A 26943-nucleotide genomic window follows, 5' to 3' on the forward strand; every position below is an offset into this window, starting at 1 on the left:
TGACGAAGAGGCCGCCCATGCGCGCTCTGCTTTCCGGCCTGCTGCTCGCCACCTCCCAGGCCTTCGCCGTGCCCACCGACGCCGAGGCACAGGCTGCACACGCCTCGGGTCGTTGCGGCACGCTGGGGCCCGGCACCGGCCTCGGTGCGGACGGCACCGGCTGGATCGTGTCCATGCTGCCGGGAGAGCACGAGTTCCGCGTCCGGGGCAAGGGCACGGTCGGCGTCACGGTGGCGCTGCGCACGAAGCAGGAGTTCGACGTCGGCCGCCTCTACTACATCGTCTTCAAGCCGGCCTCCCCGGACGCCGTGCTGGAATGGAAGACGCCGTTCGGCGGCAGCTGGGGCCCTGTCTCGAAGCTCTTCCTGTATCCGCCGCAGGGCAACCCGTACAAGTAGAGAGCTGCTCTCAGTCCACCTCCGCAGTTCGAAGGCGCAGCGAGTTCGCGATGACGCTCACCGACGACAAGGCCATGGCCGCGGCCGCCACCACCGGCGAGAGCAGCAAGCCGAAGAACGGGTACAGCACGCCGGCGGCCAGCGGAATGCCGGCGACGTTGTAGGCGAAGCTGAGGAAGAGGTTCTGGCGGATGTTGCGCATGGTCGCGCGCGACAGCGTCCGCGCTCGCACGATGCCCATGAGGTCGCCCCGGAGCAGGGTGATGCCCGCGCTCTCCATCGCGACGTCGGTCCCGGTTCCCATCGCCAGCCCGACGTCGGCGGCCGAAAGTGCCGGCGCATCGTTGACCCCGTCGCCGCCCATTGCCACCACGCGCCTTCGTCGCGGAGGCGCTTGACCACGGCGGCCTTGTCCTCCGGGAACACCTCGGCCACGACTTCGTCGATGCCCAGCTGCCGACCGACCACCTCGGCCGTCGTCTTGCCGTCGCCGGTCAGCATGACGATGCGGATGCCGGCCGCTTTCAATGCCTGAAGCGCCTGGGCCGTCGTCGCCTTGATCGGGTCGGCGATGGCGACGAAGCCGGCCAGCTTGCCGCCGACGCCGACGAAGATGACGGTCGCCGCCTTCGCACGTTGCGCCTCGGCAGCCGCTTCGAGCGCGGCGACGGCGATGCCATGCTCGGCCAGGAACTTGCCGCTCCCGGACACGACCCGCACGCCCTCGACCGTGCCGACCACGCCCTTGCCGACGGGAGAGTCGAAGTCGGTCACTGCCGACAGGGCCAGCTTGTGCTCCAGCGCATCGTTGACGATGGCCAGTGCCAGGGGATGTTCGCTGGCGCGTTCGACGCTGGCGAGCTTCTGCAGGACGTCGTCGCCGTCGAAGCCGCCGGTGGCCTCGATGTGGACGACCCTGGGCCGCCCTTCCGTCAGCGTTCCGGTCTTGTCGAGGACCAGCGTATCGACCTTCTCCATGCGCTCCAGCGCTTCCGCGTCGCGGATGAGCACGCCGTGCTGCGCTCCCTTGCCGACGCCGACCATGATCGACATCGGGGTGGCGAGGCCGAGCGCACACGGACAGGCGATGATGAGGACGGCGACCGATGCGATGAGTGCGTAGCTGAAGGCGGGCGAGGGCCCGAACACCAGTCAGGCGACGAAGGTCACCGCCGCGACCAGGATGACCACCGGCACGAACCAGCCGGCGACCTGGTCGGCCATGCGCTGGATCGGCGCGCGGCTGCGCTGCGCGGCGGCCACCATGTGGACGATCTGCGAAAGGAGGGTGTCGGCACCCACCTTCTCGGCGCGCATGACGAACCCGCCCGTCTGGTTCATCGTGCCCGCCGTCACCTTCGAGCCGGCCGACTTGGCCACCGGGATCGGCTCGCCGGTGACCATGGACTCGTCGACGTTGGCCTTGCCCTCGACGAGCTCGCCGTCGACGGCCACCTTCTCGCCGGGACGCACGCGCAGCAGGTCGCCGACCTGGATGGCATCGACCTCGACCGTCTCGTCCGTGCCGTCGGCATGAACCTTGACGGCCGTCTTTGGCGCAAGGCCGAGCAGCGCCTTGATGGCACCCGACGTCTTCTCCCTCGCCCGCAGCTCCAGCACCTGGCCGAGAAGCACCAGCACCGTGATGACGGCAGCGGCCTCGAAATAGATCGGCACCGCTCCGTCCGCCAGCCGCAGATCGGACGGGAACAACCTCGGCGCCACGGTGCCGACGACGCTGTAGATCCAGGCGGCACCCGTGCCCAGCGCGATCAGCGTGAACATGTTCAGGCTGCGGTTCTTCACGGAGGCCACCGCCCGGGTGAAGAACGGCCACCCTGCCCACAGGACGACCGGCGTGCCCAGCAGGAGCTGGATCAAGTTCGAGAGTTGCTGCCCGAGGAGATGGTCGAGGTTCGTGAGGTGGCCGCCCATCTCCAGCGCGAAGACCGGGACCGTGAGGGCGGTGCCGATCCAGAAGCGCTTCGTCATGTCGCGCAGTTCGGGGCTCTCGCCTCTCTCCGCCGTCGCCAGCAGGGGCTCGAGCGCCATGCCGCAGATCGGGCAGTTGCCCGGCCCCATCTGCCGGACCTGCGGGTGCATCGGACAGGTGTACTCGTGGTTCACGGTCGGGGCTGTCAGCCGCAGCATCCACCCGACCTGGCGGGCGCAGCGTCCGCCTGGCCTGGGGCCGGCGTCGGTGTGTACCCGGCCTCCTGGATGGCGTCTGCCAGCCGAGCTGCATCTGCCGTCACCGGTTCGACCGACACCAGGTGCCTGGCGAGATCGATCTGCACCCGAGCGTCCTGATCGGTCGCCTTCAGCGCCTTCGTGATGGTGGAGACGCAGTGTCCGCAGGTCATGTCCTTGACTTCGAAGGTGATCATGGTCTTCCAGAAATGGTTGAAGGAGAGCGCACTGTCATCCCTCCCACTGTTGGAATGTCAATAGGGACGGGCCATGTTCCATGCCGGCTCGGTGGTACTGCCTTTCGCTCACTTGTTGCGCTGTGCGGCGAGATTCGCTTCATCCTGATGCTTCCGGATGTGGGGCGGCCACTGCGCCTTGATCCAGGAGAGTGCGGCGACGATCTCCGCATCCGTGAGCACGCCTTCGAACGCAGGCATCGCGGAGTCGTAGTCCTTGAGCTTCGTGGTCTTGGCGATGCCGTACTTGGTGAGCCTGAACAGCACGTCGTCGGGGTGGTGCCATGTATGTCCGGAAGCGTCGTGTGGCGGCGCCGGGAGCCGCCCCGTCGTATCCCGTTCGCGCCAGCGCGGCTGTCCTTCGAGCCGAGTGCCGTGGCACGCGGCGCAGTGGCTCTGATAGATCGTGCCGCCCAACGCCAGGACCTGCGGATCATCGGGTCGAAGCACGACCCGGGACGCCGAGCCGTCTTCGCAGCCGACGAAGAACAGCATGCATGCACCCAGTGCCAGTCCTCGCGACATGCGCCCACCTTCCCGTGCGGAGGTCTCTGCGACCCCAGCCGCCTACCGGCTCAATGAAGGCGCCGGTCCGCGTCGCCGGTGCGAATGTCGGGGGATGCCGCCGCGGCGCGCTCCGAGGCGGCGAGCAGCGTCTTCCCCTCGATGCCGGCGAAGAGCTTGGCGGCCCGGACCTTGAGTTCAAGCAGCTCGGTCGGGCTGACGAAGTACTGTCCGCGCATCACGTCGACGTCGATGCGGAACTCGACGTCCTTGCCGTCGTTCGACAGCACGCCGCTGGTGAATTCGTATTGCTCGTCGACCGCCGGCATGCCCATCAATCCAGGCCGGTCGACTTCATAGCGAACGTCGAAGATCTCGCCGCTCGCCAAGTCGAGGGACCCGGTCGAGCGGATCACGGTCTCCGCCAGCTCGTCCAGTATCTTGATGGGTACTTTCAGGTTCATCGAGTCCTCTCGAGTTCCGCGCACCGGTGCTTGCTCGCGAGCACCGGCTGAACGGGCCTCAGCTACGGCGGCCTGGCCTCGCGTCGTGCGGTCGAGCAATGGACCGACCGTCATCGGCAACGGGGCCACCCACCAGGAAGACATGAGGGAGGGCCCACCCGCCAGACTTGCCGCAGATGATGTCTGTCGTCCGGATGCGACCTTCGGTGATCTGCGTAAATCCAAAGGGAACGGCCTGCTGCGCGGTATCGGTCATGTGCTGGAAGAGGGTGTATGTACATCGATTATCGGCCAAGCCCCTCTCCGTGGGCTTTCACAACCCGCCGGGGCCTATGATGTGTCGGGCGAAGCCCGGAGGGCCTTGCGAAACTCAGGCACCAGGAGCACGAGATGGCCAAAAAGAGATCCGAGTCCGGCGTATATCGCGTCACGGAGATCATCGGCACGAGTCCAACCTCGTGGGAAGAAGCTGCAAGAACAGCTATTGAAACCGCCGCGGCGTCCTTGCGCGACTTGCGCGTCGCGGAAGTCAACAAGCTTGACGTGAAGATTGAAGGCGGAAAGGTCGTTGCCTACCGGGCGAAGGTTTCACTGTCGTTCAAGTACGAGGGGTAACTGCCCACGCTTGTTCGCCGACTCTGGCGTAAAGCACAGTGGATTTTCAGCGTCGGCTGAAAGTACTGCTTCCAAAGCACGAAAGTCCCGGGGCACAAGAGTTGTTGTACTTCTCCCGGGCGCAGGACCTGCCCGCCTTGCGGTCGCCCTCGTCGCGTACGAGGACGAGGCTTTCGTGGCCGTCAATCAATGCCGTGCAAACGCCTTCGCAGCGCGACAGGTCGGTATTCGAGGGCGGACGCGGCGGACACGTCCCGACGGACCCTGCCAAACCACAGCGTTGAACTCTGCGTCGGCCTTGTCGAGCGGTCCGCCCATGACCAACTACGCACCGAGCCACGGGACGAATGCGATGGAGCGGATGCCCGCCCCATCGAGGTCGAGCAGTTCGAGCTTCCCTCCTACGTCAGGCTCGCCGCCTTCGAACAGATCTGGCAACGACCCTACGCGCGCGACGACGGCGCAACCGTCGACAAGCGGCCCGCGAAAGCCGATCAGCAATTGCTGATGATCAGGGGAAACGTCGACCGACTCGATGTTCAGGCCGCTGTTGTTCTTGACATCGCGAACGGCGGCGGCTCGGGCAAGTGCGGGGTGACGGTCGGTCAGTCCCTTCCTTAGCCCACGCACGACTCGGCCGTCGACGAGCCGGTCGCCATTCGATGCGGAACCGCACGGGCTTCTCGCGAGCCCCCTGTTCGCGCCCTTCATTGGTTCGCGAGAACGAGGTGATCGCATGGAGAAAGTCCGATCCATCGATCGCCAGGCGTTCGAGATCCTCAAGGCTCTGCGCTGCTGAAGAATCAAGCAGCTTGTTTTCAATTCAGTGATGCGTAGGCGTCCCGCAGCATCGAGCGAGAATGCCGAGAACGGCGTCGCCTTCTCGTCTTCGACCGCCAGGAAGCGCCCGTCAGGCAACTGCTCGAGGGCCCGCGTCTGGTCTGGCTCTCCAAGAGGGGTCGGCGTATCGAGAGCGGACGCGGACAGCGCGGTAAGGACCCTTCGCTCCGCTGCGCCGCGAACACCGCGCGTGCCAGCCGAGCAGCCCGAGCCCGGCCGCCAGCAAGGCATACGTCTCTGGCTCGGGCACTGGCGCAGCGTAGCCCGCCAGATCGGCGGCGCTCGCCTTGTACGCGTGGAGAACGCCTGGGATGAGGATGAAGCCCTCTCCGGTGAAGCCGGCTGCCACGACAGCACCGAGGCTGCCGTTCGGGTTCATGACGAGGCAATTGGAGAAGCCGCCGACGTCGCAAGTCACCGCCGCGCCGGCGAAGGCGTTGTCGAGGACGATGTCGCCGACGTCGGCGGCGCCGGTCAGGTCGATCTTGAAGACCTTCTTGTTCTGAGGCGTCAGTTCGGCGCCCGAGCCCAGGCCACGGTTGTTGCGTTCGAGGACCAGAAACTCGTGATCGTTGATCGCGACCAGCGCCGAGATGCCGCGGCCCTGGCTCGAGCCTTTCATTTTGTACGCGTACTGGGCGACGGCCAGCCCGGTGCCCGTATCGAACTTGACGATGCGCGCGAACACCCCGTTGGCGCCACCCTCGTTGACCATCGCGCTCTGCAGCATGGCGAACACGTACCGGCCATCCGGGCTGATCGCCAGGCCCTCGAAGCCGCGGTTGATGCGGCGACCGGCGCTGTTCGCATCCGGGCCGTAGTTGTAGACCCCCGGCGACGTCGTCGGCTTGATGTTCTCGGGCGTGACGTACTTGCGGACCAAGTCGCCGCCCCGGGTGAACTCGTAGACCGAGGCCCCGTATTCGTCCGAGACGACCAGGTTGCCGGTGACCGGGTGGACGACGATCCCTTCGGGATCGAAGGAGTTGCCGAGGCTGCTCGCCGGAGATGGCGCGATGCCGTTGAAAGGCGCGCCTGAGCCACTCTTGAAGATGACCGTCTGCTGGATCTGGAAGTTGCCGATCGAGCCGGTGGTGCTGTTCACCTCGAGGGTGAAGCTCTGGACGCGGGTTGCGTAGTCGAGACTGCGGCCGCCCGGTCCGCGGTCGGACAGCCCCCACCACTCGCGCCGGTTCCGGTCGAAGTAGATGTCGGAGAAAAACCCGACCCGACCGGTGTTGACGCTGGTGCCCCCCGATTGGTCGAGCAGGGTGGCAACGCCAGCCCATTCACGAAGGTCGGCGTGGCCTGAGCGCCGGAGGCGAGGATGAGCACGGCAGCGTGGACGACGGCAGGAAGGAGCTTCATGAACGGAAACCGGGGCTGGAGGACGGGCAAGACTAGGCCACCATCGATGACGCAGTCATGACAGGGCGTTGCGCTGGCTCATGCTCGCTCCTCTCGCCAAACCACTCTGGGAGTCTCGAGAGCGTTCTCGTGCGCACTGACGCCACAGGGTTTTCGATGCATTCCGAATGAATGTCAACGCCTGACGTGCCACGTCATGACCGCGTCATCACCGGCTCCGATAGTGGCTGTGAGCACTTCGTCCGCCGGCCCCCTTGAGCAAGTTCAACCGACTTCGCCACGATCTCGTGGACGCCTACATCGCGCCTGTCTGCACCCCCGGCCTGATCGACCGACTGACCAGGGAGCTGGTGCAAGCGGGCGAGGCCGCGGAGGCGAGGGAGCCCCGTGACGAGCAGACCGGCGAGGCGCTTCCGGGCATGCAGCCCCTTGTACGAGTTCCGCCGGGGCTGTGCCCGCCCGAGGCTCGCTTATTCGCATCAAACAGAGGAGTTCGAGATTGAACATCAGGACGATCGCCATCGCGCTCGCCATCTGCGGCAGCCTTCCCCTGCCGGACGCCGTCGCGCAGAACTGGAACACCCTGACGGGAGAAGCCCGGCTCGTGATCGGCCACCGCGGCGCGTCGGGCTATCGGCCAGAGCACACACTGGCAGCCTACGAGCTGGCCATCCCACAAGGCGCCAACTACATCGAGCCCGACCTGGTGATGAGCAAGGATGGCGTGCTGCTCGCGCGGCATGAGCCGATGCTCGCCCGGGGTCGAACAACCGCACCGCACGCGCCAGCAAGGCGCGCGAACGCGTAGCCGCACCTCTGCCGGATAGGCCTGTCGCCCTTTGGCCCGCGCGGGCCCCTGCAATGCAGCGGACTCCCGGTGGCGCGCTACGATGCCGAAGTACTGCACGGCCGGTTCGGCTGGCGCTTTCGTCTCATCTAGAACCGGCTCGCGGGGCACACCACTCCCTGGGGCTCAACGAAGCACTTCCTGTATTGCTTCTGCCGTCTCCAGCACTGGACAACGCGACGAGCGTGACACGCGTTGTCTGCGGTGACGGCCCAGTGAAGTGACGATCTCGAAGCGGTTGCCGGCAAGCTCTGCATCGCGGCCACAGCTTCTCTTCTGGCGCGGCCACGATCGACGGTCGCCAATTCGCCGCCTCGAGCTGGATGACGGTGAACTGTCCGTTCACCTTGTCGGCGTTGAAGCGAATTCGGTCATCACGGTAGCCGTTTCCGTTGGGGAGGGGGCTGCGCCAGGTTGGCTGGGAGTCAGGCCACTTCGCAAGATGATTCGCGTCTTCGCCGCTTGACATTGCCACTGTAGGAAGGTCGACATTCCTGCTTATCGAACGTCGAATAGGAGAAACAACGTGATTGCATTCGAAGTCAAGGACATGACCTGCGGCCATTGCGTGAGCACGATCACCAAGGCGGTTCGCGCGGTGGACAAGCAAGCGAGGGTGAGCATCGATCTGGCGAGCCATCGGGTCGAGATCGAACCGACCGAGACGGATGCTCGCGAACTGCGCGATGCCATTCAGGAAGCCGGCTACACCCCCGTGGCCCTGGAAAACGGAGAAGTGCCCGCTCCTCAGCCGAAGGGACGCAGCGGTTGCTGCTGCAGCTGAGCACAGTCTGTGACCGCTCTGGCATGGTGCCGTCGTCGTCAGGGCGATTGCCGGCGCCCTGAGGCTGCCGCGGATCGGGATCGGAGAGGACAAGCGAGCCGGCCTGGCTCCGCCTCGGGCCGCGCTATTGCCTACTGCGCTCAACGCGGCCTGCGCGGCGCATCAGAAAATGCGCACACAGGACGAGACTGAGGACCGCGGCAAAGAGGCACCAGACGGAAATGAACCATCGTGTGTAGAAGAAATACGCCCCGGCGAACGAAGCCAGCGCAAGCAAGCCGAATACCCTCACCCACCGATGTGAGGAGATCATCGGGCCGATGGCTGTCGACAACAGGTAGATGCTCATTACCGCGGTGGTGAAGAAATGAGGGGAAACGTACTCGATGTGCTGGCCCGTTGCTCGGGAGACGACCGAGAACACCACGAGCGTGTACAGGAGGTAAGCGGCCACGGCCCCGCCTGCTGTGGAGAGCCCCCACAAGGTGTTGCGGCGCCACCCTCGCGATTCGACCAGGAGCACGGCTACGGGGACATATACCGGCCACAGGACGTGTGAGAAAAACGCATACGCGTGCGTCATCGCGGCATTGAGCAGCGGCGCCTCGTAGCGGAGCGTGAGCCAGACGACACCTTCGATCAGTTGCTGGACAGAGAAGAGAAGCGGAATTGCGGCGAGTGGCAGCTCACGCGGGTCACGCGCCGCCCTGACGGTCAGGACGCCGGCGCCTAGCAGCAGGATGCCGGCCGAAAAGCTGGCCGTTGCCGAGAAGCACATTCAGTTCACTTCGTCGCGGACTCCGCGCCCGCCGCATCCTCGCGCAAGTAGAACGCGAGCGCTGCAACCCACAGCAGAGCGGGCACCAGCAGCAGCCAGCGAAAGTCCGAGTGCAGCAGGAAATTCGTCAGACTCATCAGGCCGATGCCCGCCGCCCCGGCAACTGCCAGCGCCCACGCGGTGCCTGGGGCGTGATTGGCGAGAAGTCGCCAAGCCACCAGGAGGGTCATGGCGCCTGTCGCAACCATGAATCCTCCCATGACGTTGAACACGTGGCCGAGCCAACGCTCGAGGCCAGGCGCGGCTGCGCGCAGGGTTTCGATGGACGTCCCCATGAAGCGGGGATCCTCGGGCAACAGAGAGGGCCGAAACAGGACGAAGTAGAGGCCCAACAGGACCATCCATAGCCCGCAGGCAGCGAATACTTTGCCGGCGATCCGCATGGGCAGGTGTGGTCGTTTCACGGACTCACGCTGACGTCGTTGGGCTCTTTGCCAACGCTGACGGTTCTCACTACTGCACCCGACTCGATGTCGATCACCGACACGGTGCCGGCATATGTATGCGTGACGTACGCGAGGCGCCCTGCGGTCGATGGCCAGCCGATGCGGACCGGAGTGAGCACCTCGAAGGACGCCGCACCGAACACGCTCAGGTTGTCGGCGCAGCCGCCGTCAGGCCATTGCACTGCCTGGGACCTGCGCCGTTCCGGCGCGTGCCCCCGGAGACGTCGCGGGCTTGATGCCCGCAAGTTTGGTCCGCTTGAGCATCAAAGCGTTCAAGGCTACCAACGCAGAGCTGCCGGACATCGACAACGCGGCGATCTCAGGCGACAGCGTGAATGGGTAGAAAACGCCCGCAGCGACCGGGAAGGCAATCACGTTGTAGCCGACAGCCCACCAGAGGTTCTGGTGCATCTTGCGCAGGGTGGCACGCGACAGCTCGATCGCCCCGACGACGTCGTACGGATCGCTCTTCATCAGAACCACCTGAGCGCTTTCCATCGCGACGTCCGTGCCGGCGCCGATTGCGAAGCCGACATCGGCCTGGGTCAGCGCCGGGGCATCGTTGATGCCGTCACCGACCATGCCGACCTTGTTCCCTTGGTCCTGGAGCTCTTTGATCCTGGCGGCCTTCTGGCCGGGAAGAACTTCGGCAAGCACGATGTCGATGCCCAGTTCCTTGCCGATGCGGTCGGCCGTCGCCTGGTTGTCTCCCGTCATCATCGCTACCTTGACGCCCCGCTCCTGCAGCTTCGCAATCGCGGCCCTGGATGTGGGCCGGACCGCATCGGCGATGGCAATCAGGCCGATGAGCTTTCCCGCCCGCGCCACGTGCACGGCCGTGCGCCCACCCCCCTCGAGCCGGGCCGCCTCCGCTGCGAGCGCGTCCAGGGCCACGCCTTCGGCTTGCATCAGTTTGCGATTGCCCAGCAGGACCGCATCCGCGCCGATGCTGGCCCGAGCGCCTTGCCCATCGACATTGGTGAAGCCTGTCGCTGTTTCCGTAGGCATGGCCCCAGCGCGCTTGAGAATCGCATGCGCGAGCGGGTGCTCGGAAAACTTCTCCAGTGCAGCCGCGGTGGCGAGCAGGTCAGCCTCGTTTACCCCCGGCGCCGTGACCATCTCCACCACGTCCGGTTGGCCCACGGTGAGCGTGCCGGTCTTGTCGAAGACCACAACCGTCAGCTTGCTGGAGTTCTCCAGTGCCGAAGCATTCTTGAACAGGATTCCGTTCATCGCTCCCAAGCCTGTGCCGACCATGATCGCCATCGGAGTGGCCAGTCCCAAGGCATCGGGGCATGCGATGACGAACACCGTGATGGTCAAGGTGAGGGCGAACAGCAGAGGCTCGCCGATGACCCAGAACCAGACTGCAAAGGTGAGCAGACCGATCGCGATGGCCGCCAGCACCAGCCACTGCGACGCGCGGTCGGCGAGCAGCTGGCCGGGCGCCTTCGAGTTCTGCGCCTCCTGCACCAACTTGACGATCTGGGCGAGCGCCGTGTCGGCACCTACCTTGGTTGCCTTGTAGCGAAAGCTGCCGCTTTTGTTGATCGTGGCGCCGATGACCGTGTCGCCGGCAACCTTCTTCACCGGCATCGATTCCCCGGTCAGCATCGACTCGTCGACCTGCGAGCTTCCTTCAGTGATCTGTCCGTCGACCGGGATCCTGCCACCGGGCTTGACGACAATCGTTTCTCCGGCGAGTACCTCTGACGTCGGCACCTCGACTTCGGTTCCGGCGCGAAGCACGAAGGCCATGGGCGGCGCAAGACTCATCAATGCGCGGATTGCCTCGGAGGCCCCGGCTCGGGCCCGCATCTCCAGCCAATGGCCGAGCAGGATGAACACGAGCAGCACTGCCGCGGCTTCGTAGAAGACCTCTCCCTCGTACAGAAACGTGGCTCCCACGCTGAACAGATAGCCCGTTCCCACCGAAAGGACGACCAGAGTCGCCATGTTGACGACTCCGTTGCGGGCGGACCGCCACGCGGCGACCAGGAACGGCCAGCCTGGGTAGGCGATGGCGCCTGTGGCAGCAAGGAAAAGGAAAAGCTTGCGATCCATGCCGAACGGGGCTGAAAAGTCGCCGAGCATCTTCCCCATGGGTGAGTAAAGGAAGACCGGGATGGCGAACAGCAAGGCGACGAGGAATCGGTTGCGCATGTCGGCCGCCATGTCCTGCATGGACATGCCGGGTGCATGGCCCATGGCATGCATCATTTCTGCCTTGTCGTGCGCCATGGACTTTCCTGGTGCTCCATGAGCCTGGTGGCCAGCGTGACCAGCGTGGTCAACCTGAGCCGGCGCGCTCGCCCTGCCGACGACCGCATGGCAGACATGAGCCGGCACCAGCTCGCCGCGGCAGTGGTAGCCGCAGTCCTTCACGCGTCGCCGGATGGCTGCGAGGGTGACTTTCGTTTCGTCGTACTGCACGGTGGCGCTCCCGGCGACATAGTTCACCTCCGCTTGGTGGACGCCAGGAATTGCGCTCAGCTGTCGGGCGATACCCGCCGCACTCAACGTCGAGACCATCTGCGCGACTTCGACAGTGCTGGTCTTCATGCCGCAGCCTCTTGAGTTCTGAACGAAGGAATGAATCGCGGTGTGCGCGCCGCGTATATGTCGAAGGCCGCACCAAAGTGCTTTTGCAACTCGGCTTCTTCCGTGATGGCAAGTCGTCCGTACATGACCAGCAGAATCGGAAACATCGCCAAGGTGAGCAGCGTCGGCCACTGCAGGAGGAAACCCAGCAGGATCAGGACAAAGGCGACGTACTGCGGATGGCGGATGCGCGCATAAGCGCCTGTGGTGGCCAGCATGTTGTTGCGTTGTGCGTGATAAAGCACGTTCCATGCGGTGGACAAGAGATAGAAGCCGTAGCCGAGGAATATGTAGCTGGCGAGATGAAGCGGCCCCAAGTGCACATCGCCCTGTTCGCCCAGGAGGGTCGACCACAGGTGGCCGGAGTTGTGCGACAGCAGGTCAAGGCCGGGGTACCGCGTCTGCAGCCACCCGGACAAGACATAGAGCGTCAGAGGAAAGCCGTACATCTCCACGAAGAGAGCGACGACAAAGGCGGCGAAAGCGCCGAACGTTCGCCAGTCCCGCGCGGTCTGGGGCTTGAAGAAGCTGAACGCGAATATCAGAAAGATCGCCGAGTTCAGAATGACCAGCGTCCAGAGACCATAGGCCGAAGTGTCATGGGTCATGGCTGCGCTCGTGTTCTGGCAGACCGCTCATCGGTCGGGTCTGTAGCACCCTGGCGGGGTGCATGCCCGGCCTCGTGGGAACCGTGCCGGTTGTGCATGAAGACATGCATGAGAGGACATGCAAGAAGCAGGAGGAGCGGTAGCGCGCCGATGAAGTGGGCACGGTGCTCGCCGACCAGGAAATAGGCTGCGATGGCCCCCATGACGATCAGGCCGACCGCGTATCGGGAGCGCCAGAAAGCAGGAGCTTGCGACTGAGGCAGCGAATGGTGTTCGTTCATCTGGACTCCGAAAGATTCAGGTCGACCCGCCATCGGTTCTGCAACAGCGGAGGAGCGCCCCGGCCAGCAGCGCCTACGTGCTCGGCACGGAGGTGCCGCCGGTCCTGCCTACTTCGCAGGGGCGGGGGGCAGGCGGTCCAACATCATCTGCATGGAGGCGCCCATCATTTCCATGCGCTTTTCCATCATTTGATGATGCATGGCCATGCCGCCCTTCGAAGACTGCATGCCCCCTGTCGGCATCCCATTCATCATCGTCATGCCGTCCTGCATCGTCTTCATGTGCTCCGCCATCAGGGCGCTCCGCTCCTCTGGCGTCTTTGCGGCCATCAATCGTTTGTGCATGTCGCATGGTTTGGGTCTGGGCATCCATCTTCGACATGCTCGGTGCCTTTGCGGCAGGTACCTGTTCGGACGGACGCGCGGTGTCGGTCCCGGCGGGGTGATGGCCGGTGTGCTCAGCCTTCGGGGCTGCCAACGCTGAGGTGCCGATTAATGAAACTGCGAGTGCAAGTGAGAGGAGACGAATCCGGTTCATGTGGAACTCCAGGTAATGCATGTGTTGAAACCCGAGGCGCAAGGGCCGAGCCCTGTCGATCCCGCTGCGCGGGACGGAGATCAGCGCCGCGATGGAAAACGCCGTCGATCTACAGGAACGCTAGAGTGCCCACCGCGAGTAGATGATTCGCTCGGGAGGGTCGCTCAGTGAGGGTGGGGCGTAGACGCCGCTTCGGTGGCGTGCGGACAGCGGCGCGCGTTTGGCCCAGAGGACACCGATCCAGGGAGGCGGGGCACCCGGATCTATCGAGTCGTTCCCGTTGCTGCTCTGCAAAGCCTGCGAACCTTCGTCGCAGGCCTTCAGGCAAGGCGCGGCCGTGGAGCTCTGTTCACTCGCGTGGGCAGCGGCTGCGGCACGATCCACGCTGTGAGATCTCCCGGACGCAGGCTGGTGCCCGGCATGATCCGGAGCTTTCAACAGGCACGCATTCGCCACGCCCGAGGCCAGCACGAACAACCACAAGCCCAGCATGAGCGATGCGGCATTGCGGCTGGCGATGGATCGGCGAAGAAGTTTCATGAGGCGGGTTCTCGACCCATGGTAGGAGGGATTCGCAGCTGCACGTTGACCTGTATCAACGCGAGGCGTGCGAAGGGGTCTCTGGTCAGGGTGCCCCCAATCCAGGGCGCTGTCGGTACGCTGTCGAACACTGGACGCAACTGCGTGCCGAGTTCGCTTGCGACGGTCCCCTGTTCCGGTGCGGCGAAGTCGCGCAGCCGCTCGCTTGCGGCCTGGGCACGCTGCGGCTGATCTGCAACCCTTTTTCCGGCTGGTCGCGGACACCTTGCCACACCGGGTCGCAGCGTCGTTGTTCGACTTCTAGCGGCTCAACCGCCGCATGCACAACAAGCTTTTCATCGCCGACGGATCGATGGCGATCGCACGGACGCATCATCGGAGACAACTACTTTGCTCGCGACCTGCTCGCCAACTTCATCTGGCATACCCGCTCGGGTCTGTCGTGCTCGGATGTTCCACGCGCTGATCTCCAGGCCGAGTTTGTTCGAGAGACGTCGTCGACTCAACAGTCATTCCCGATCATGCCGCCGAGCGAGGCCCTCGGTCACGGTCCTATCGGCGACGAGCTGGGCGGCGGCCGGCTGGGCCTTCTGTGGGGTTCTGTGGAGGCGTTCTCGGATCCGCCGACGAGTAACTACGCACCGATATCACGAATGCTCCGACGCAGGACCGGTCAGGCCATGCGGTACCCGCAAGAGTCCTTCTGTTCGGCGCATGAGTGGGCTCTCCTTCATGTCAAAGCCGCCGTGTTCGATCGAGACAAGTTCTTCATAGGATCGATGAACTTCGACCCGCGGTCCGAGCGTTACAGCATGGAGACCGGGCTTTTCATTCACAGTGCCGAAGTCGCTTATGGATGCGTTTGTATGTCAGAGTGCTCGCACCCCTGGCGCCGGAAGCGCTGCTTTGCGCATTGCGACCCACGTCGACAACCCCTACATCAGGACCACCACGGCGTGGGCCCCGCCATCGTCGACCAGTTCGATCCGGTTCCCGCGTAGCGGCGCGTCATTCACCGAGATCGCGGGGCCTGGCCCAGGACGATCGGCAGCCCCAGGTTTGACATCGATGCGGTACATGGTTCGACGGAAGCGGTAGTCCACCCGGTACCCCGTCCATCCGCTAGGCACGCACGGCTGGATCGAAAGCGATGCGCCCGCGTCGTCGACCTGCAGTCGCAGGCCCAGCAGCGACTCGACGATCAGCCGGTACATCCAGCCCGCAGAGCCGGTGTACCAGCTCCAGCCGCCGCGCCCGGTGTGCGGCGGCACGCTGTAGACGTCGGCGGCCACCACGTAGGGTTCGACCTTGTAGATTGCCACCTCCTCCGCTGTGCGCCCGTGATGCAGCGGGTTGATCAGGTCCATCACCTGCCATGCGCGCTCGGCATCCCCGAGCGTGGCGTAGGCCATCGCCACCCACACGGCGCTGTGGGTGTACTGGCCGCCGTTCTCACGCACGCCCGGCAGATAACCGGCGATGTAGCCCGGGTTCGGACCCTTTCGGTCGAACGGCGGGTCGAGCAGTTGCACGAGCCCGGACTCGGCGCGCACCAGATGGCCGGCCACCGAGTCCATCGCCCGTGCGACCCGCTGGGCGCTGCCGATGCCCGACAGCACCGCCCAGCTCTGCGCGATGGAATCGATGCGGCACTCGGCGTTGTCCTTCGAACCCAACGGCGTGCCGTCGTCGAAGTAGGCACGTCGGTACCAGTCGCCGTCCCAGGCCACCGCCTCCAGGCGGGCTCCGAGCTGCTCTCGTTCGCTCTCGCAGCGCCCGGCGAACGCCTCGTCGCCGTGACGAAGCGCCAGCGCAGCGAACTCGCGCAGCACCTCGCACAGGAAGAAGCCGAGCCAGACGCTCTCCCCCCGGCCCTGGTGACCGACCTGGTTCATGCCGTCGTTCCAGTCGCCGGCCCCCATCAGCGGCAAGCCGTGGGCGCCGAAGCGCAGCCCGTGCTGCACCGCCAGGCTTGCGTGCCGATACAGGCTCTCCGATTGGGCTGAACGGCCTGGCAGGTCGTAGTAAGACTCGGCGTCGCTTGCGACCGCGGGCCCATCCAGGAAGGCAACCTTCTCGTTCAGGATGCCGGTGTCGTTGGTCGCCCGTACATAGCGGCACAGTGCCAGCGGCAGCCACAGGAAGTCGTCCGAGATGTGCGTTCGCACCCCCCGGCCCGACGGCGGGTGCCACCAGTGCTGCACGTCGCCTTCGACGAACTGCCGGCTGGCGCTGAACAGCAGGTGGTCGCGCAATGCCTGCGGCTGGGTGTGCACCAGTGCCATGGCGTCCTGCAGCTGGTCGCGAAAGCCGTAGGCACCACCCGACTGGTAGTAGCCGCTGCGCGCCCACATTCGACACGCCAGCGTCTGGTAGACGAGCCAGCCGTTGGAAAGGATGTCGAGCGCGGCGTCCGGGGTGCTGACCTGCACGGCGCCCAGCACCTCCTGCCAATGGGCATTCACCTCCGCCAGCGCCTGGCGGGCGGCGGCCCTGCCACGGAAGCGCCGGACGAGCTGTCCGGCCTCGTCCTCGCTGCGCCCCATGCCCAGGCGAAATATGACTTCGCGAGTCTGCCCAGGCGCCAGCTCGAAAAGCACCTGGATCGCGGCGCACGGGTCGAGCGCCACCCCCGTGCGACCGGAAAGGCGAAGCCGGCGCAGCGCGGCAGGCTGTCGCATCGAGCCGTTGCGGCCGATGAACTCGGCGCGGTCGCAGGTGATGCTGCCGAACAGCCGGTCGCTCTCGTCGACGTCGAAAAAGCCGATCCAGTCGCCGAAGTCGTTGCTGTAACGATTGCGCGCGTAGATGGCGCCGCCGCCCGCAACCTGGTCGGTGTGGATGTGCGGTGCGGTCTTGGCGCGGGTGTCGCCGAGCACCCACTCGACATAGCCCGTGGCGCTGAGCAGCCGCGGCCGCGCGCCGTCGTTGCGCAGCCTCAGGCGCGAAAACTTCACGGCCGCGTCGATCGCGACGAAGACCGTCAGCTCGCTGTGGATGGCGGCCTCGGCGTGCTCGAACACGCTATAGCCGAAACCGTGCCGGGTGATGTAAGGCGTGGCCGCGCTCTCGTCGCGCAAGTCCCCCGGTGCGGGCAGCGAGGTCGGGTGCCAGACCTGCCCGGTTTCTTCGTCGCGCAGGTAAATGGCTTCGCCGCTGCTATCGCTGACGGGGTCGTTGTGCCAGGGCGTCAGGCGCAGTTCGTGCGCGTTCTCGCACCAGGTGTAGCTGCTGCCAGCGTCGGAGACGACCGTGCCGAAGCGTGGGTTGGCAATCACGTTGGCCCATGGCGCCGGCGGGCGCCTGTCCGGTGTGGTCGAGATCACGTACTCGCGGCCGTCGGGCGAGAAGCCGCCGATGCCGTTGAAGAGCAACAGGTCATGCATCGACGGGTGCACTGCCACGGGTGCCGACGGTTCGGCGACCCGCGTCGGCACGAGGTCGGCCACGCGCCGCTCGAGGGACTGACCCCGCTGCACCTGTTCGGCCAGCGAGCCGCGCCGGTCGGAGATGATGGCGCGGGCGACCGATTGCAGGAGCACGCGGTCCTCCACCGCAATCTGCTCGGCGTGACGCACGAAGATGCCGCCGGGCCGATCGACGACATGCGGTTCGGAGCTGCCAGCGATCAGCCCCAGGATCTGCTCCTGCAGGCGTTGGCGGTACACGTCGCGCTCTTCGTTCCAGACGACCAGGTCGACCGCCAACCCCTTGAGGCGCCAGTAGGCATGAGCCTGCACCATCTGGCGCACGAGATCGATGTTGCTGGCGTCGCTGACCTGCAGCAGCACGATGGGCAGGTCGCCCGAGATGGCGTAGCCCCACAGGCCCGACTGGCCGCGCCGGTTGCGCAGCAGCACGGCGGTGTCGGCACGCAGGGTGGGCTGCGAATGCACCACCGTGTTGGCCAGGCGGGCAAAGAGGGCCGACTCGACGTCGGTAACGTTCAGCTGCCGCAGCCTGACCTGGCCGTGCGTCCAGGCGAGTTCGAACACCCGCTCGGCCAGTCGCCGGTCGGTGTACTTGTGGGCCAGCTCCAGGATGCCTTCACGCGTGGCGGCGACGCCGCAGACGATGTCGATGACGGCCGTCTGCTCGGAATCGAGCGTGATCACGCGGCGGGTGGCCACGATGGGGTCCAGCACCGGGCCGCAAGTGCCGGACAGGGGCCCGGCGTCGCGCATCGCGCTGGGCGCATGCAGGCTGCGACCGCGCCCGATGAAGCGGGCGCGGTCGGTCTCGTGCGAAGCCGGCCCGGCCGTCGCCCCGTGCACCGCGATCAGGTGGAACATCCAGGGCGGCTGTTCGTCGGCGCCACGCGGCCGCCGCGTGCAGACGATCAGCGCGGGGTCCTCGATCACTTCGGTCTGCACGAACAGCTTGCTGAAGGCCGGGTGCTGGGCGTCGGACGCCGCCGTGGCAAGCACCACCTCGCAATAGCTGGTGACCTCGATGCTGCGCCGCACGCTGCTGCGGTTGGTCAGCCGCAGGCGGCGCAGTTCGACGTCATCCTCGGGCGAGACGGCGACCTCGGTATAGGCGTCGATGCCCTGGTCACGGCGGCGGAACTCGGCGCGGCCTTCGCTGAAGATGGCTTCATAGCTGTCCGATTTCCAGTGTGTCGGCTGGTGCGTTGTCGACCAGAACGTGCCGGTCTCGATGTCGCGGAGATAGCAGAAGCTGCCCGACGCGTCGGCGGTGCCGTCTTCGGCCCAGCGCGATACCGCGATGTCCTTCCAGCGGCTGTAGCCACCGCCAGAACTGGTGAGCATCACGTGGTAGCTGCCGTTCGAAAGCAGTTGCACTTCCGGCGCTGTCGTGTCCGGCGAGGTGACGACTCGGACCGGCGTCTCACCGCTCGGTTGCCCGCTGCGGATCTCGGCGCGCTCTGCCATCGGCTGGTGGAACGCGACCGATTTCGGGACGCGCTCGTGCAGCAGCAGCAGCGTCGCCCGCAGTTCGGGATCCGATTCGAAGCGCCGCTGCATCGGGCGGTCGAGCAGCACGTAGACCAGGGCCAGCAGACTCATGCCGAGGTGGTGCGCCATGTACGAACGAACGATGGCGCTGCTGTTGCCGCGCAGCTGCCGGGACGGCGTGTAGTCGACGGCCTCGTAGTAGCCGAAGGCACCCGCCACGCCCGCGTCGGCCAGGCGTTGCAGGTTCTGCATCGCCGCTTCCGGGGCGACCATCAGCGCCATGACCGTCGCGTAGGGGGCGACCACCAGGTCTTCGGCCAGCCCGCGTTTGAGGCCGAGCCCGGGAACGCCGAAGGCCCGGTACTGGTAGTTGAGCTGGGCGTCGGTGGCGTTGTAGCCGGACTCGGAAATGCCCCAGGGTACGCCGCGCTGCCTGCCGTAGTGGATCTGGCGTGCGACTGCGCCGCGCATGGTCTGGTCGAGCAGGGTGTCTTCGTAGCTCGGCATCACCAGCATCGGCATGAGGTACTCGAACATCGAGCCGCTCCACGACAGCAGCACCGGTCCGCCGTCGGCGACAGTGAGCTGCCGGCCCAGCGCAAACCAGGTTTCCTGCGGGAGCTGCGCCTTGGCGATGCCGACGAAACTCGCGAGCCTGATTTCCGAAGCCAGCAGGTCGTAGCGGCCGGTGTCGAGGCGGCGGTCGTCCACGTTGTAGCCGATGGCCAGCAGGTCGCGCGCAGTGTCGTAGAGGAAGCCGTAGTCCATCTCGGCCATCGCGCCGGCCCGCAGCGCCAACGACTGCAGCGCACTGCCGCGCGCGGACAGCACCGGCGTCTCCCAGCCCGCTTCGGCGAAGATGGCCGCGTCGGGGCACAGCAGTTGCAAGTCGGCCAGCGCGGCTTCGCACTGACGGACCAGCGCACGTGCCCAGCGATCGGCCTCGGCCCCGCTGCCGGGTCCGACCTCGGCGTCATCGGCCGGCGCGAACCCGTCCTCTGCGGGAGCCGAGGCCGGGATGTCCTGGGCGCCGCGCAGCAAGGTGCTCAACGCCTTGCACAGATCGTGAGGCAGCTGCGGCGCCGGCGCTGCGTACGTAGCAAGCAGGCTTGCGAAGCGCGCGATTGCACTGTCCGCCGGCACCCTGCCGGTGGCCAGCTGCAGCAGGCGCAGGGTGTCCTGGAGCCCGGCAAGGATGAGGTCCAGCTGGGGCGGCTGCCCGGCCAGCAGCCGCAGGCCGGCCTGCAACGTCAGCAGGTGACCTGCAAGATTGCCGCTGTCGACACTGGAAACGTAGGCCGGCCGCAACGGCTGCAGCGTGCGGGTGTCGTACCAGTTGAGCCAGTGGCCGCGGTACTTCTCCAGGCGGTCCAGCGTATCCAGCGTGGCCGCGGTGCGCTCGATCAGCTGACCCTCGGTGATATAGCCGAAGTCGCGCGCGCTGAGGCTCGCCAGCAGCGACAGCCCGATGTTGGTGGGCGACGTGCGGTGGGCGACCCGGGGCACCGGATGCTCCTGCACGTTGTCGGGCGGCAAGTGGTTGTCGCGGGCGCCGACGAAGGCCTCGAAGAACGCCCATGTCCGACGCGCCAGCATCCGCAGCTGCACGGTCTGGGCTGCACTGAGCGCGGACTGGTGGCGCTTGCGTGGCCGATTCAGCCACCACACGATGGCCGGCGACGTCAACCACAGCACCAGCACCGGCAGCGCACTGCCAACCGCGTCCGGGCGCAGCCGGGCAAGCCCGGCCAGGGTGGCCGCCGCGACGGTCGGCGCGATCCACATCCGCCGAAACGTGGCGACGAGGTCGGCCGCCGGCGCATCGGCGTCGCTGCTGCGTCCAGCGTCCGATGAGGGCTGCCACTCGAGCAGGCGCCGCCGGCTGATCCACAGGCGCCACTGCGTGCGCAAGATCGCACCGACGTTGAAGAACGCTTCATAAGGCAGGGTGGCCAGGGCGAGCGTGGCCTGGCTCACATGGCTCACCGCCGAGGGGGCCGTGGCCGCGACGTGCTGCCGGTAGTCGAGCTCGTCGGGCTTGCGCAGCAACTGCACGAAGAAGCCTATCAATGGCGGCGCGTACAGCACCGCCAGGCAGGCCACGGTCCACAGCGCAGGCTGCAGCAGCACTGTCCAGCCCAGCAGAAGCAGCGCCGCCAAGGCCGGCGGTACCAGGCTGCGGCGCAGGTTGTCGAAGATCTTCCAGCGCGACAGCGCGGAGAGCGGGTTGCGCACGACGACGGCGCGAGCCGGGTCGGCGCTGGGAATACCGGCCTCGCCGGCCGTCATCCGCAGCCCGGGCAGGAGCCAGCCGATGATCTGCCAGTCGCCGCGCATCCACCGGTGCCGTCGCCTGACGTCCTCGTCGTAACGCGAAGGCGATCCCTCGACCAGTTCGACATCACTGAGCAGCCCGCTCCTCGCGTAGCCGCCCTCGAGCAGGTCATGACTGAGGATGCGGTTCTCCGGCAACCGGTCGCGCAGCACATGCTCGAATGCATCGACGTCGTAGATGCCCTTGCCGATGAACGAGCCTTCGCCGAACAGGTCCTGGTAGACGTCGCTGACGGCACGGGTGTACGGGTCGATGCCAGGCTCGCCGGCGAACAGGCGGCCGTAGCGCGTGCGGCCGGCCTCGGGCAGGCTGATCGTTACTCGCGGCTGCAGGATGCCGTAGCCGCGCACGACGCGCGGTGCACCCGCCGGGCCGCCGAAGTGCGGTCGGTTCAGGGGGTGCGCCATCGCCGCGACGAGCTGCCGGGCGGCATCGCGCGGCAGCTGTGTGTCCGTGTCCAGCGTGATGACGTAGCGCACTCCGGCGAGTTGCGACGTATCGCCGACGACCAGCAGGAATCTCTGGCTGCCTTTGCCACGCAGGAGGGCGTTCAGGTCGGCGAGCTTGCCCCGCTTGCGCTCACGGCCCATCCAGACGCCCTCGCGCGGGTTCCAGAGGCGAGGGCGATGCAACAGGAAAAAGCGCTCGCCGTGTTTGCAATTGAGCGCCTCGATCCCGGACCGGGCACGGTCAAGCGTCGCCGCGTCCGCCGGGCTGGTCGCTTCCGGCGCATCCCGGAAATCCGTGAGAAGGGCATAGCGCAGCTGCGCATCGCGGTTGCCGAGGAAGCGCACTTCCAGGGCCTCGACCAGCTCGTCGGCGGCCTGCTGGCTGCCGAGCAGCGTGGGCACCACGACCAGCGTGCGCGCCTCGGGCGGGATGCCGGAGGAGAAATCCATTCGCGGCAGCGTCATGGGTTCGCTCAGCATCGTCGACAGCCAGTTGACCAGCGACACCGCCAGCTGGCTGGCTGCGATCAGCAGCAGCAGGACGGCGAAGGCCAGCCACGGCTCCCGGGGCAAGGCTAACGGTGCCGTGAGGCCCTGCGGTGCAGCGTAGAGTGGCACGATGGCCAGTGCCAGCGTCAGCAGGGCGATCGAGCCGCCATGCCAGGCCAGCGGGCGCCGTGACACGCGGCGGCGCAGGCGCTGCCACGGCCCGACGCGCAGCCTGGCCATGCGTTCGAGGTCGGCCCTGCCAGAGTCGACGAGGTAGTAGCCGACATGCTCACACTGCGCGGCATCCGGCTCCCGGCGCCCGACCGCGGCCCGCGCCAGCTCGATCGCGGCCAGCGCTACGTCGGGCTCGGTCAGCGCACTGTGGCGGGCGATGCGTTCGACGGAACGTCGATAGGTGTCCCGGGTGATGAAGTCCATCTTCGAATACACGCCGGCCGGGTCGTCGCGCAGCGTCTGCTCGATCTTGGACAGCGACTCGACGAACTCACGCCAGGGCATGGCACCCAGGAGGCGCAGGCTGCCGATGCTGTTGCTGACCGAAACCTGGGCGGCGGCCTGCCGCTGGCCTTCGAGCTGCACCAGCTGTTCGATGGTCTGGTGGTTTTCGCCCAGGCGCTGCTCGACCCAGCTTAGCGGCAGCGACAAGGCGGCGCTTCTGCCATGCAGGATGCGGGCGATCTCGGAGACGAACGGCGCGGTCATCGGCGGGTCCGAGCGAGCCATGTCGGCCAGGACCAGGATCAGACCCTTCGGATCGCGCTCCGCCACGTCGAGCATCTGGTCGGCCCACAGCCCCGCGACGTCGCGGTCGATGCGGCTGGCGGCCACGCGAGCGGCCACGCGGCGCAGGTTCTCGATCAGGGCCAGCCGCAGCATGATCGGGATGGCCCACAGCTCGCCCAGCTGCAGCAGCTTGACCGACTGGTAAGCGGTGATGAAGCGGATCAGCGAACCGCGCCCAAGCTGGCCGTCGCCGTGCGCCACGGCGTGCAGCGCGAGGTCGTAGACCCGCGGGAAGCCGGCGTTCGCCCCGCTGGCCAGGCGCGGCAGTTCGCGGCTGTAGCCCGGTGGCAGGTGCCGCTTGGCAGTCCTGATCTCTTCTTCGATCAGATGAAAGTTGTCGAGCAACCATTCGCCCGCTGGCGTCACGCGGCGCTGCCCCGACCCGGTCTGCGCCAGCAGCGTGCCCACCTCGGCCAGCTTCTTCTCGTTCGCAGCCAGTCGCGGCAGCAGCCGGTCGGGCGAGCGTTTGAGGGTCAGTTCATGGGCAGCGGCCACCTCCTTGCCGTGCTGCTCCATCTGATCGGCGGTGAACAGCTCGGCACGCAGAGGGACTTCGTCGACCGCGCCGCCAGGCAGGGTGCGCCTGCCGTGGCTGGATCGCCCCGCAGCCTCCCGCAACCTGGAAAGCACCTTGTCTTCGAGCCATCTCGTCGCTTCCACACACTCTCCAGCCGCGTGGCGGCGTCGACACATTGTGGTGCCCGCTGCGAGCCCCCGCGAGGCTCGATGTCAAAGCGCGGCGTATCGATGCAAAGCTTTAAGCGAGTCGTTCACCGTGACACATGTTCCGGATAGAGGGGTGCATGTCGCTGTGCCTGGCGAAAGCACGCAGCTCAGTTCGGCTTCACTCGACCTGGGAAGGGGCGCGTAGCGCACGGAATCGCGACTATGGTCCTGCATGATGTGCCAGGAACCGCTCACCAGCACAGTGACCATCAGCACGATGGCCAGCTGATTCGGCCTCACATCCTCATCGGTGCGGTAGCTGTACACCAGCGCCAGTGCGCCTACCCACGCCAGACCGAAACTCGCGCCAGCAATCACGTCGGACGCCCAATGAACGCCGAGGTAGAGGCGGGACAGCGCAATCAGTGCAATGCTCGAAGCGGCCGCCACGGCGATCAAGAGTCTGGCGCCAGCGCCCCGCTTGCGGCAGATCAGAAAGGCGAGAAACCCATACGCCACGACGCTCATGGTGGCGTGACTGCTAGGGAAGGCAAAGCTCTCCACGCCGTCGTAGAACAGGGCCGGGCGCGATCGTTGAAGTACGACCTTGAGCAGTTTGACGATAACCTGCGCCACCCCGACAGCGGCCAGCCAATAGAGGCATGTCCACCAGAGACGGCACCAGGCGAACCACAGCAAGGATGCCAGGATGACCGGCAGCAGGACCTGGAGATCGCCCAACTCCGTCGCTGCAACCATCGCGCTGTCCATCCAAGGCGTGCGGAGCTGCTGCATCACGCCGTGCACGATGACATCAACGTCGACCAATAGGTCACGCGTTGCCACATCCTCCAAAACCTTCAAGAACAGCCATGCACTGCCCAGAACCACCAAGGCAGCCGGTAGGGAGAAGCGAGACCCACGGTGCCAGACGTCGACGAGTCGCGCCCATAGCGTCCTGATCGCAACGACTCGACGCGGTTGCACGACGGGCTGCTCCTTCACGTCACCAGGCGGGCGGTCTGCCAGGCGATCTGTTCTTCTTCCTTTGCCGGCATCACCCGCACGGAGGCCTGGCGGATGCCCAGCGCCTCGAGCCCCTCGTGAATGAGCCCGCGCGTCGAGGCATCGTTCTCGCCGATCCCCCCTGTGAATACCAACAAATCCACACCGCCGAGGACCGCTGCCATCGCGGCGATCTGCTTGCGCACCGATGCGCAGAACATCGTGATGGCGAGCCATGCGTCATCGCTCGAAGCACCTGTCGAATCTGCAGCGGCAATCAGCTCCCTCAAGTCACCACTGAGGCCCGAGATGCCGAGCATTCCCGACCGCTGGTTGATCAGTGCCTCCAGCCTAGCGGCGTCATAGCCGTGCTCGCGGACCACGTACGCCACCACGCCGGGATCGATGTCACCGCAGCGTGTGCTCATGATCACGCCACCCGTCGGCGTCAGCCCCATGCTCGTGTCCACTGATTCGCCGTGCGCCACTGCGGTGACGCTCGCGCCGTGGCCGAGATGGGCGATCACCATCCGGGCCGGCACGTCAGGGCCAAGTTGTCGCACGATCGATTCTCCCGAAAGGCCATGGAAGCCGTAGCGCTCGATGCCCAGCGCCCGAAGCTCATGCGGAATGGGCAGCGTGCGGGCGACGGCAGGCATGCCCGCATGGAATGCCGTGTCCAGACAGGCCACCTGCGCGATCCCGGGAAAGCGAGCCTGCGCTGCCTGCACCAACGCCAACGCAGGCGGCACGTGCAGCGGTGCAAACGCGGCGGCGTCTCGGAGTTGGCTCATCACGGTCACGTCGATCAACCGGTGGTTTCGGCACTGCGGTCCGCCATGAACAATTCGGTGACCGATCGCGGCAGGCGGGGGCAATCCCTGCGCCTTCATCTGCTGGTCGATGCGGGCGAACGCTGCTCGCGGCTCCGAGACCGCCTCGTCCGAACCAGAGGCAAGCACGCGACTGCCGCTTGCGCCGACCATGAAGAGTCCGAACTTGAGCGACGACGAGCCGACGTTCAGCGCGAGGACGGGTAGGTCGGTGTCATCGCTCATGCCGGCCAGCGCCAGTCGCGCACTTCCGGCAGATCCTCACCGTGTTCGCTGATGTAGGCCTTGTGACGCGCGATGCTGGCGTCATAGCGCTGCGTCGCCTGCTCGACAAGGTGCGCCATGCGCGGGATACGGCGTATGGCGTCGAGCGCCAACTGGTAGCGGTCGATGTTGTTGAGCACCACCATGTCGAAGGCCGTGGTCGTCGTGCCTTCTTCCTTGTAGCCTCGCACATGCAGGTTGTCGTGGTTGTGGCGACGGTAGGTGAGCCGGCGTATCAGCCCGGCGTAGCCGTGGAATGCAAACACGACTGGCTTGTCGCGCGTGAACATGGCGTCGAATTGCTCGTCGTCCAGGCCATGCGGATGCTCGGACGGCGGCTGCAGCGCCATCAGGTCGACCACATTCACGACCCGAATCCGGATGTCCGGCGCATACCCGCGCAAGAGCGCCACAGCGGCCAGTGTTTCGAGGGTGGGCACGTCGCCGGCGCAGGCCATCACCACATCGGGCTCGGCACCGGTGTCGTTGCTGGCCCACGACCAGATGCCGGCACCAACGGCGCAATGGCGCGCGGCCGACGCGATGTCGAGCCACTGCAGCGCGGGCGCCTTGCCGGCGATGATCAGGTTGACGTAGTTGCGGCTGCGCAGGCAATGGTCGGCGATCGATAGCAGGCAGTTCGCATCAGGTGCCAGATAGATGCGCACCACGGCGGCCTTCTTGTTCGCCACGACATCGATGAAGCCCGGATCCTGGTGCGAGAAGCCGTTGTGGTCCTGCTGCCAGACATGCGAGGTGAGCAGGTAGTTGAGCGACGCGATGGGCTTGCGCCAAGGGATCTGGGCGCAGACCTTCAACCACTTGGCATGCTGGTTGAACATCGAATCGATGATGTGGACGAACGCTTCGTAGCAAGAGAACAGGCCGTGGCGCCCGGTGAGCAGGTAACCCTCGAGCCAGCCCTCGCACAGGTGCTCGCTCAGCACTTCCATCACCCGGCCGGCCCGGGCGAGGTGCTCGTCCAGCCCGTCGATCCGGTACTGCCAGACCTTGTCCGTCACCTCGTAGACGTTTTGCAGCCGGTTGGAGGCGGTCTCGTCCGGGCCGAAGAGCCGGAACG

At 66.1% G+C, this 26943-nt stretch carries 21 protein-coding genes and 2 pseudogenes; 6 read left to right on the forward strand and 17 right to left on the reverse strand.

Annotated features, from left to right (window positions below):
• Positions 1 to 17 precede the first annotated feature (17 nt).
• Positions 18 to 398, forward strand: coding sequence for a hypothetical protein (locus AC30N0_RS20300; RefSeq protein WP_489519687.1), 381 nt, complete (start codon positions 18 to 20; stop codon positions 396 to 398).
• Between the two features lie 10 nt (positions 399 to 408).
• On the opposite strand, the pseudogene AC30N0_RS20305 reads toward AC30N0_RS20300, so the two are convergent.
• The 4 genes and pseudogenes from AC30N0_RS20305 to AC30N0_RS20320 all read right to left on the reverse strand — a co-directional run bounded on the left by AC30N0_RS20305 (position 409) and on the right by AC30N0_RS20320 (position 3912).
• Positions 409 to 2549: pseudogene (locus AC30N0_RS20305) on the reverse strand (copper-transporting P-type ATPase).
• Complete coding sequence (locus tag AC30N0_RS20310) at positions 2537 to 2785, reverse strand: heavy-metal-associated domain-containing protein (RefSeq protein WP_489519688.1); 249 nt, start codon at positions 2783 to 2785, stop codon at positions 2537 to 2539. The pseudogene AC30N0_RS20305 and the gene AC30N0_RS20310 overlap by 13 nt, the downstream one beginning before the upstream one ends.
• A gap of 108 nt (positions 2786 to 2893) precedes the next feature.
• Positions 2894 to 3319 (reverse strand): c-type cytochrome, encoded by a 426-nt coding sequence (locus AC30N0_RS20315; protein WP_489519689.1) that lies wholly within the window; start codon positions 3317 to 3319, stop codon positions 2894 to 2896.
• Positions 3320 to 3399: 80 nt separating this feature from the next.
• Positions 3400 to 3912, reverse strand: coding sequence for a hypothetical protein (locus AC30N0_RS20320; protein ID WP_489519690.1), 513 nt, complete (start codon positions 3910 to 3912; stop codon positions 3400 to 3402).
• A 270-nt stretch (positions 3913 to 4182) separates the two neighbouring features.
• Between AC30N0_RS20320 and AC30N0_RS20325 the strand changes: the two genes are divergently transcribed.
• The gene (locus AC30N0_RS20325; RefSeq protein ID WP_489519691.1) at positions 4183 to 4407 is read left to right on the forward strand and encodes a dodecin family protein; all 225 of its coding nucleotides are present in this window, start codon (positions 4183 to 4185) and stop codon (positions 4405 to 4407) included.
• A gap of 324 nt (positions 4408 to 4731) precedes the next feature.
• On the opposite strand, the gene AC30N0_RS20330 is transcribed toward AC30N0_RS20325, so the two are convergent.
• Together AC30N0_RS20330 and AC30N0_RS20335 are read right to left on the reverse strand one after the other, a co-directional pair.
• Entirely contained in the window at positions 4732 to 5325 is a 594-nt protein-coding gene (locus tag AC30N0_RS20330; protein ID WP_489519692.1) for a hypothetical protein, read from the reverse strand.
• Positions 5318 to 6670, reverse strand: coding sequence for an esterase-like activity of phytase family protein (locus AC30N0_RS20335; RefSeq protein WP_489519705.1), 1353 nt, complete (start codon positions 6668 to 6670; stop codon positions 5318 to 5320). Before AC30N0_RS20335 ends, AC30N0_RS20330 begins: the two co-directional genes overlap by 8 nt.
• 444 nt (positions 6671 to 7114) lie before the next feature.
• Here AC30N0_RS20335 and AC30N0_RS20340 point away from each other — a divergent pair, with 444 nt between their 5' ends.
• Positions 7115 to 7423 carry a glycerophosphodiester phosphodiesterase family protein gene (locus tag AC30N0_RS20340; RefSeq protein WP_489519693.1) on the forward strand — a complete coding sequence of 103 codons (309 nt, stop codon included), beginning with the start codon at positions 7115 to 7117 and terminating at the stop codon, positions 7421 to 7423.
• A gap of 565 nt (positions 7424 to 7988) precedes the next feature.
• Positions 7989 to 8246 (forward strand): heavy-metal-associated domain-containing protein, encoded by a 258-nt coding sequence (locus AC30N0_RS20345; protein WP_489519694.1) that lies wholly within the window; start codon positions 7989 to 7991, stop codon positions 8244 to 8246.
• Between the two features lie 124 nt (positions 8247 to 8370).
• On the opposite strand, the gene AC30N0_RS20350 is transcribed toward AC30N0_RS20345, so the two are convergent.
• From AC30N0_RS20350 to AC30N0_RS20380, 7 genes are all read right to left on the reverse strand, one after another.
• Positions 8371 to 9024: a DUF6629 family protein gene (locus AC30N0_RS20350; protein WP_489519695.1), complete on the reverse strand. Its 654-nt coding sequence runs from the start codon at positions 9022 to 9024 to the stop codon at positions 8371 to 8373.
• A gap of 5 nt (positions 9025 to 9029) precedes the next feature.
• On the reverse strand, positions 9030 to 9467 hold the full coding sequence (locus AC30N0_RS20355; RefSeq protein WP_489519696.1) for a hypothetical protein: 438 nt from the start codon (positions 9465 to 9467) through the stop codon (positions 9030 to 9032).
• Positions 9468 to 9484: 17 nt separating this feature from the next.
• Positions 9485 to 9712 carry a YncE family protein gene (locus AC30N0_RS20360; RefSeq protein WP_489519697.1) on the reverse strand — a complete coding sequence of 76 codons (228 nt, stop codon included), beginning with the start codon at positions 9710 to 9712 and terminating at the stop codon, positions 9485 to 9487.
• Complete coding sequence (locus AC30N0_RS20365) at positions 9699 to 12092, reverse strand: heavy metal translocating P-type ATPase (protein ID WP_489519698.1); 2394 nt, start codon at positions 12090 to 12092, stop codon at positions 9699 to 9701. The genes AC30N0_RS20360 and AC30N0_RS20365 overlap by 14 nt, the downstream gene beginning before the upstream one ends.
• A complete protein-coding gene (locus AC30N0_RS20370; protein ID WP_489519699.1) occupies positions 12089 to 12739 on the reverse strand; it encodes a methyltransferase family protein in 651 nt (216 codons plus the stop codon). Before AC30N0_RS20370 ends, AC30N0_RS20365 begins: the two co-directional genes overlap by 4 nt.
• The gene (locus AC30N0_RS20375) at positions 12736 to 13020 is read right to left on the reverse strand and encodes a DUF2933 domain-containing protein (protein WP_489519700.1); all 285 of its coding nucleotides are present in this window, start codon (positions 13018 to 13020) and stop codon (positions 12736 to 12738) included. The genes AC30N0_RS20370 and AC30N0_RS20375 overlap by 4 nt, the downstream gene beginning before the upstream one ends.
• Positions 13021 to 13128: 108 nt before the next feature.
• Positions 13129 to 13365: a hypothetical protein gene (locus AC30N0_RS20380; RefSeq protein WP_489519701.1), complete on the reverse strand. Its 237-nt coding sequence runs from the start codon at positions 13363 to 13365 to the stop codon at positions 13129 to 13131.
• Positions 13366 to 14341: 976 nt separating this feature from the next.
• On the opposite strand from AC30N0_RS20380, the pseudogene AC30N0_RS20385 reads away from it, so the two are divergent.
• A pseudogene (locus tag AC30N0_RS20385) lies at positions 14342 to 14517 on the forward strand (phospholipase D family protein); the annotation flags it as partial.
• 261 nt (positions 14518 to 14778) lie between these two features.
• The gene (locus tag AC30N0_RS20390) at positions 14779 to 15099 is read left to right on the forward strand and encodes a phospholipase D-like domain-containing protein (RefSeq protein ID WP_489519706.1); all 321 of its coding nucleotides are present in this window, start codon (positions 14779 to 14781) and stop codon (positions 15097 to 15099) included.
• Here AC30N0_RS20390 and AC30N0_RS20395 read toward each other — a convergent pair.
• The 4 genes from AC30N0_RS20395 to AC30N0_RS20410 form a co-directional block, all read right to left on the reverse strand.
• On the reverse strand, positions 15034 to 23754 hold the full coding sequence (locus tag AC30N0_RS20395) for a GH36-type glycosyl hydrolase domain-containing protein (RefSeq protein WP_489519702.1): 8721 nt from the start codon (positions 23752 to 23754) through the stop codon (positions 15034 to 15036). The genes AC30N0_RS20390 and AC30N0_RS20395 overlap by 66 nt on opposite strands.
• Before the next feature lie 69 nt (positions 23755 to 23823).
• A complete protein-coding gene (locus AC30N0_RS20400; RefSeq protein WP_489519707.1) occupies positions 23824 to 24651 on the reverse strand; it encodes a phosphatase PAP2 family protein in 828 nt (275 codons plus the stop codon).
• Positions 24652 to 24761: 110 nt separating this feature from the next.
• A complete protein-coding gene (locus tag AC30N0_RS20405) occupies positions 24762 to 25823 on the reverse strand; it encodes an acetate/propionate family kinase (protein WP_489519703.1) in 1062 nt (353 codons plus the stop codon).
• Positions 25820 to 26943: phosphoketolase family protein (locus tag AC30N0_RS20410; protein ID WP_489519704.1), on the reverse strand; the 1124-nt coding region annotated here is incomplete at its 5' end. The genes AC30N0_RS20405 and AC30N0_RS20410, both read right to left, overlap by 4 nt.

Origin of the sequence: Rhizobacter sp. (assembly GCF_031412495.1) — a bacterium.
Classification (GTDB): domain Bacteria; phylum Pseudomonadota; class Gammaproteobacteria; order Burkholderiales; family Burkholderiaceae_C; genus Schlegelella_A.

Excerpts from the sequence above, each read along its gene's own strand:
- AC30N0_RS20300 (WP_489519687.1), top strand. The coding sequence starts at position 18 with ATGCGCGCTCTGCTTTCCGGCCTGCTGCTCGCCACCTCCCAGGCCTTC.
- AC30N0_RS20310 (WP_489519688.1), bottom strand. The coding sequence starts at position 2,785 with ATGATCACCTTCGAAGTCAAGGACATGACCTGCGGACACTGCGTCTCC.
- AC30N0_RS20315 (WP_489519689.1), bottom strand. The coding sequence starts at position 3,319 with ATGCTGTTCTTCGTCGGCTGCGAAGACGGCTCGGCGTCCCGGGTCGTG.
- AC30N0_RS20325 (WP_489519691.1), top strand. The coding sequence starts at position 4,183 with ATGGCCAAAAAGAGATCCGAGTCCGGCGTATATCGCGTCACGGAGATC.
- AC30N0_RS20350 (WP_489519695.1), bottom strand. The coding sequence starts at position 9,024 with ATGTGCTTCTCGGCAACGGCCAGCTTTTCGGCCGGCATCCTGCTGCTA.
- AC30N0_RS20355 (WP_489519696.1), bottom strand. The coding sequence starts at position 9,467 with ATGCGGATCGCCGGCAAAGTATTCGCTGCCTGCGGGCTATGGATGGTC.
- AC30N0_RS20365 (WP_489519698.1), bottom strand. The coding sequence starts at position 12,092 with ATGAAGACCAGCACTGTCGAAGTCGCGCAGATGGTCTCGACGTTGAGT.
- AC30N0_RS20370 (WP_489519699.1), bottom strand. The coding sequence starts at position 12,739 with ATGACCCATGACACTTCGGCCTATGGTCTCTGGACGCTGGTCATTCTG.
- AC30N0_RS20375 (WP_489519700.1), bottom strand. The coding sequence starts at position 13,020 with ATGAACGAACACCATTCGCTGCCTCAGTCGCAAGCTCCTGCTTTCTGG.
- AC30N0_RS20380 (WP_489519701.1), bottom strand. The coding sequence starts at position 13,365 with ATGCACAAACGATTGATGGCCGCAAAGACGCCAGAGGAGCGGAGCGCC.
- AC30N0_RS20390 (WP_489519706.1), top strand. The coding sequence starts at position 14,779 with ATGCGGTACCCGCAAGAGTCCTTCTGTTCGGCGCATGAGTGGGCTCTC.
- AC30N0_RS20405 (WP_489519703.1), bottom strand. The coding sequence starts at position 25,823 with ATGAGCGATGACACCGACCTACCCGTCCTCGCGCTGAACGTCGGCTCG.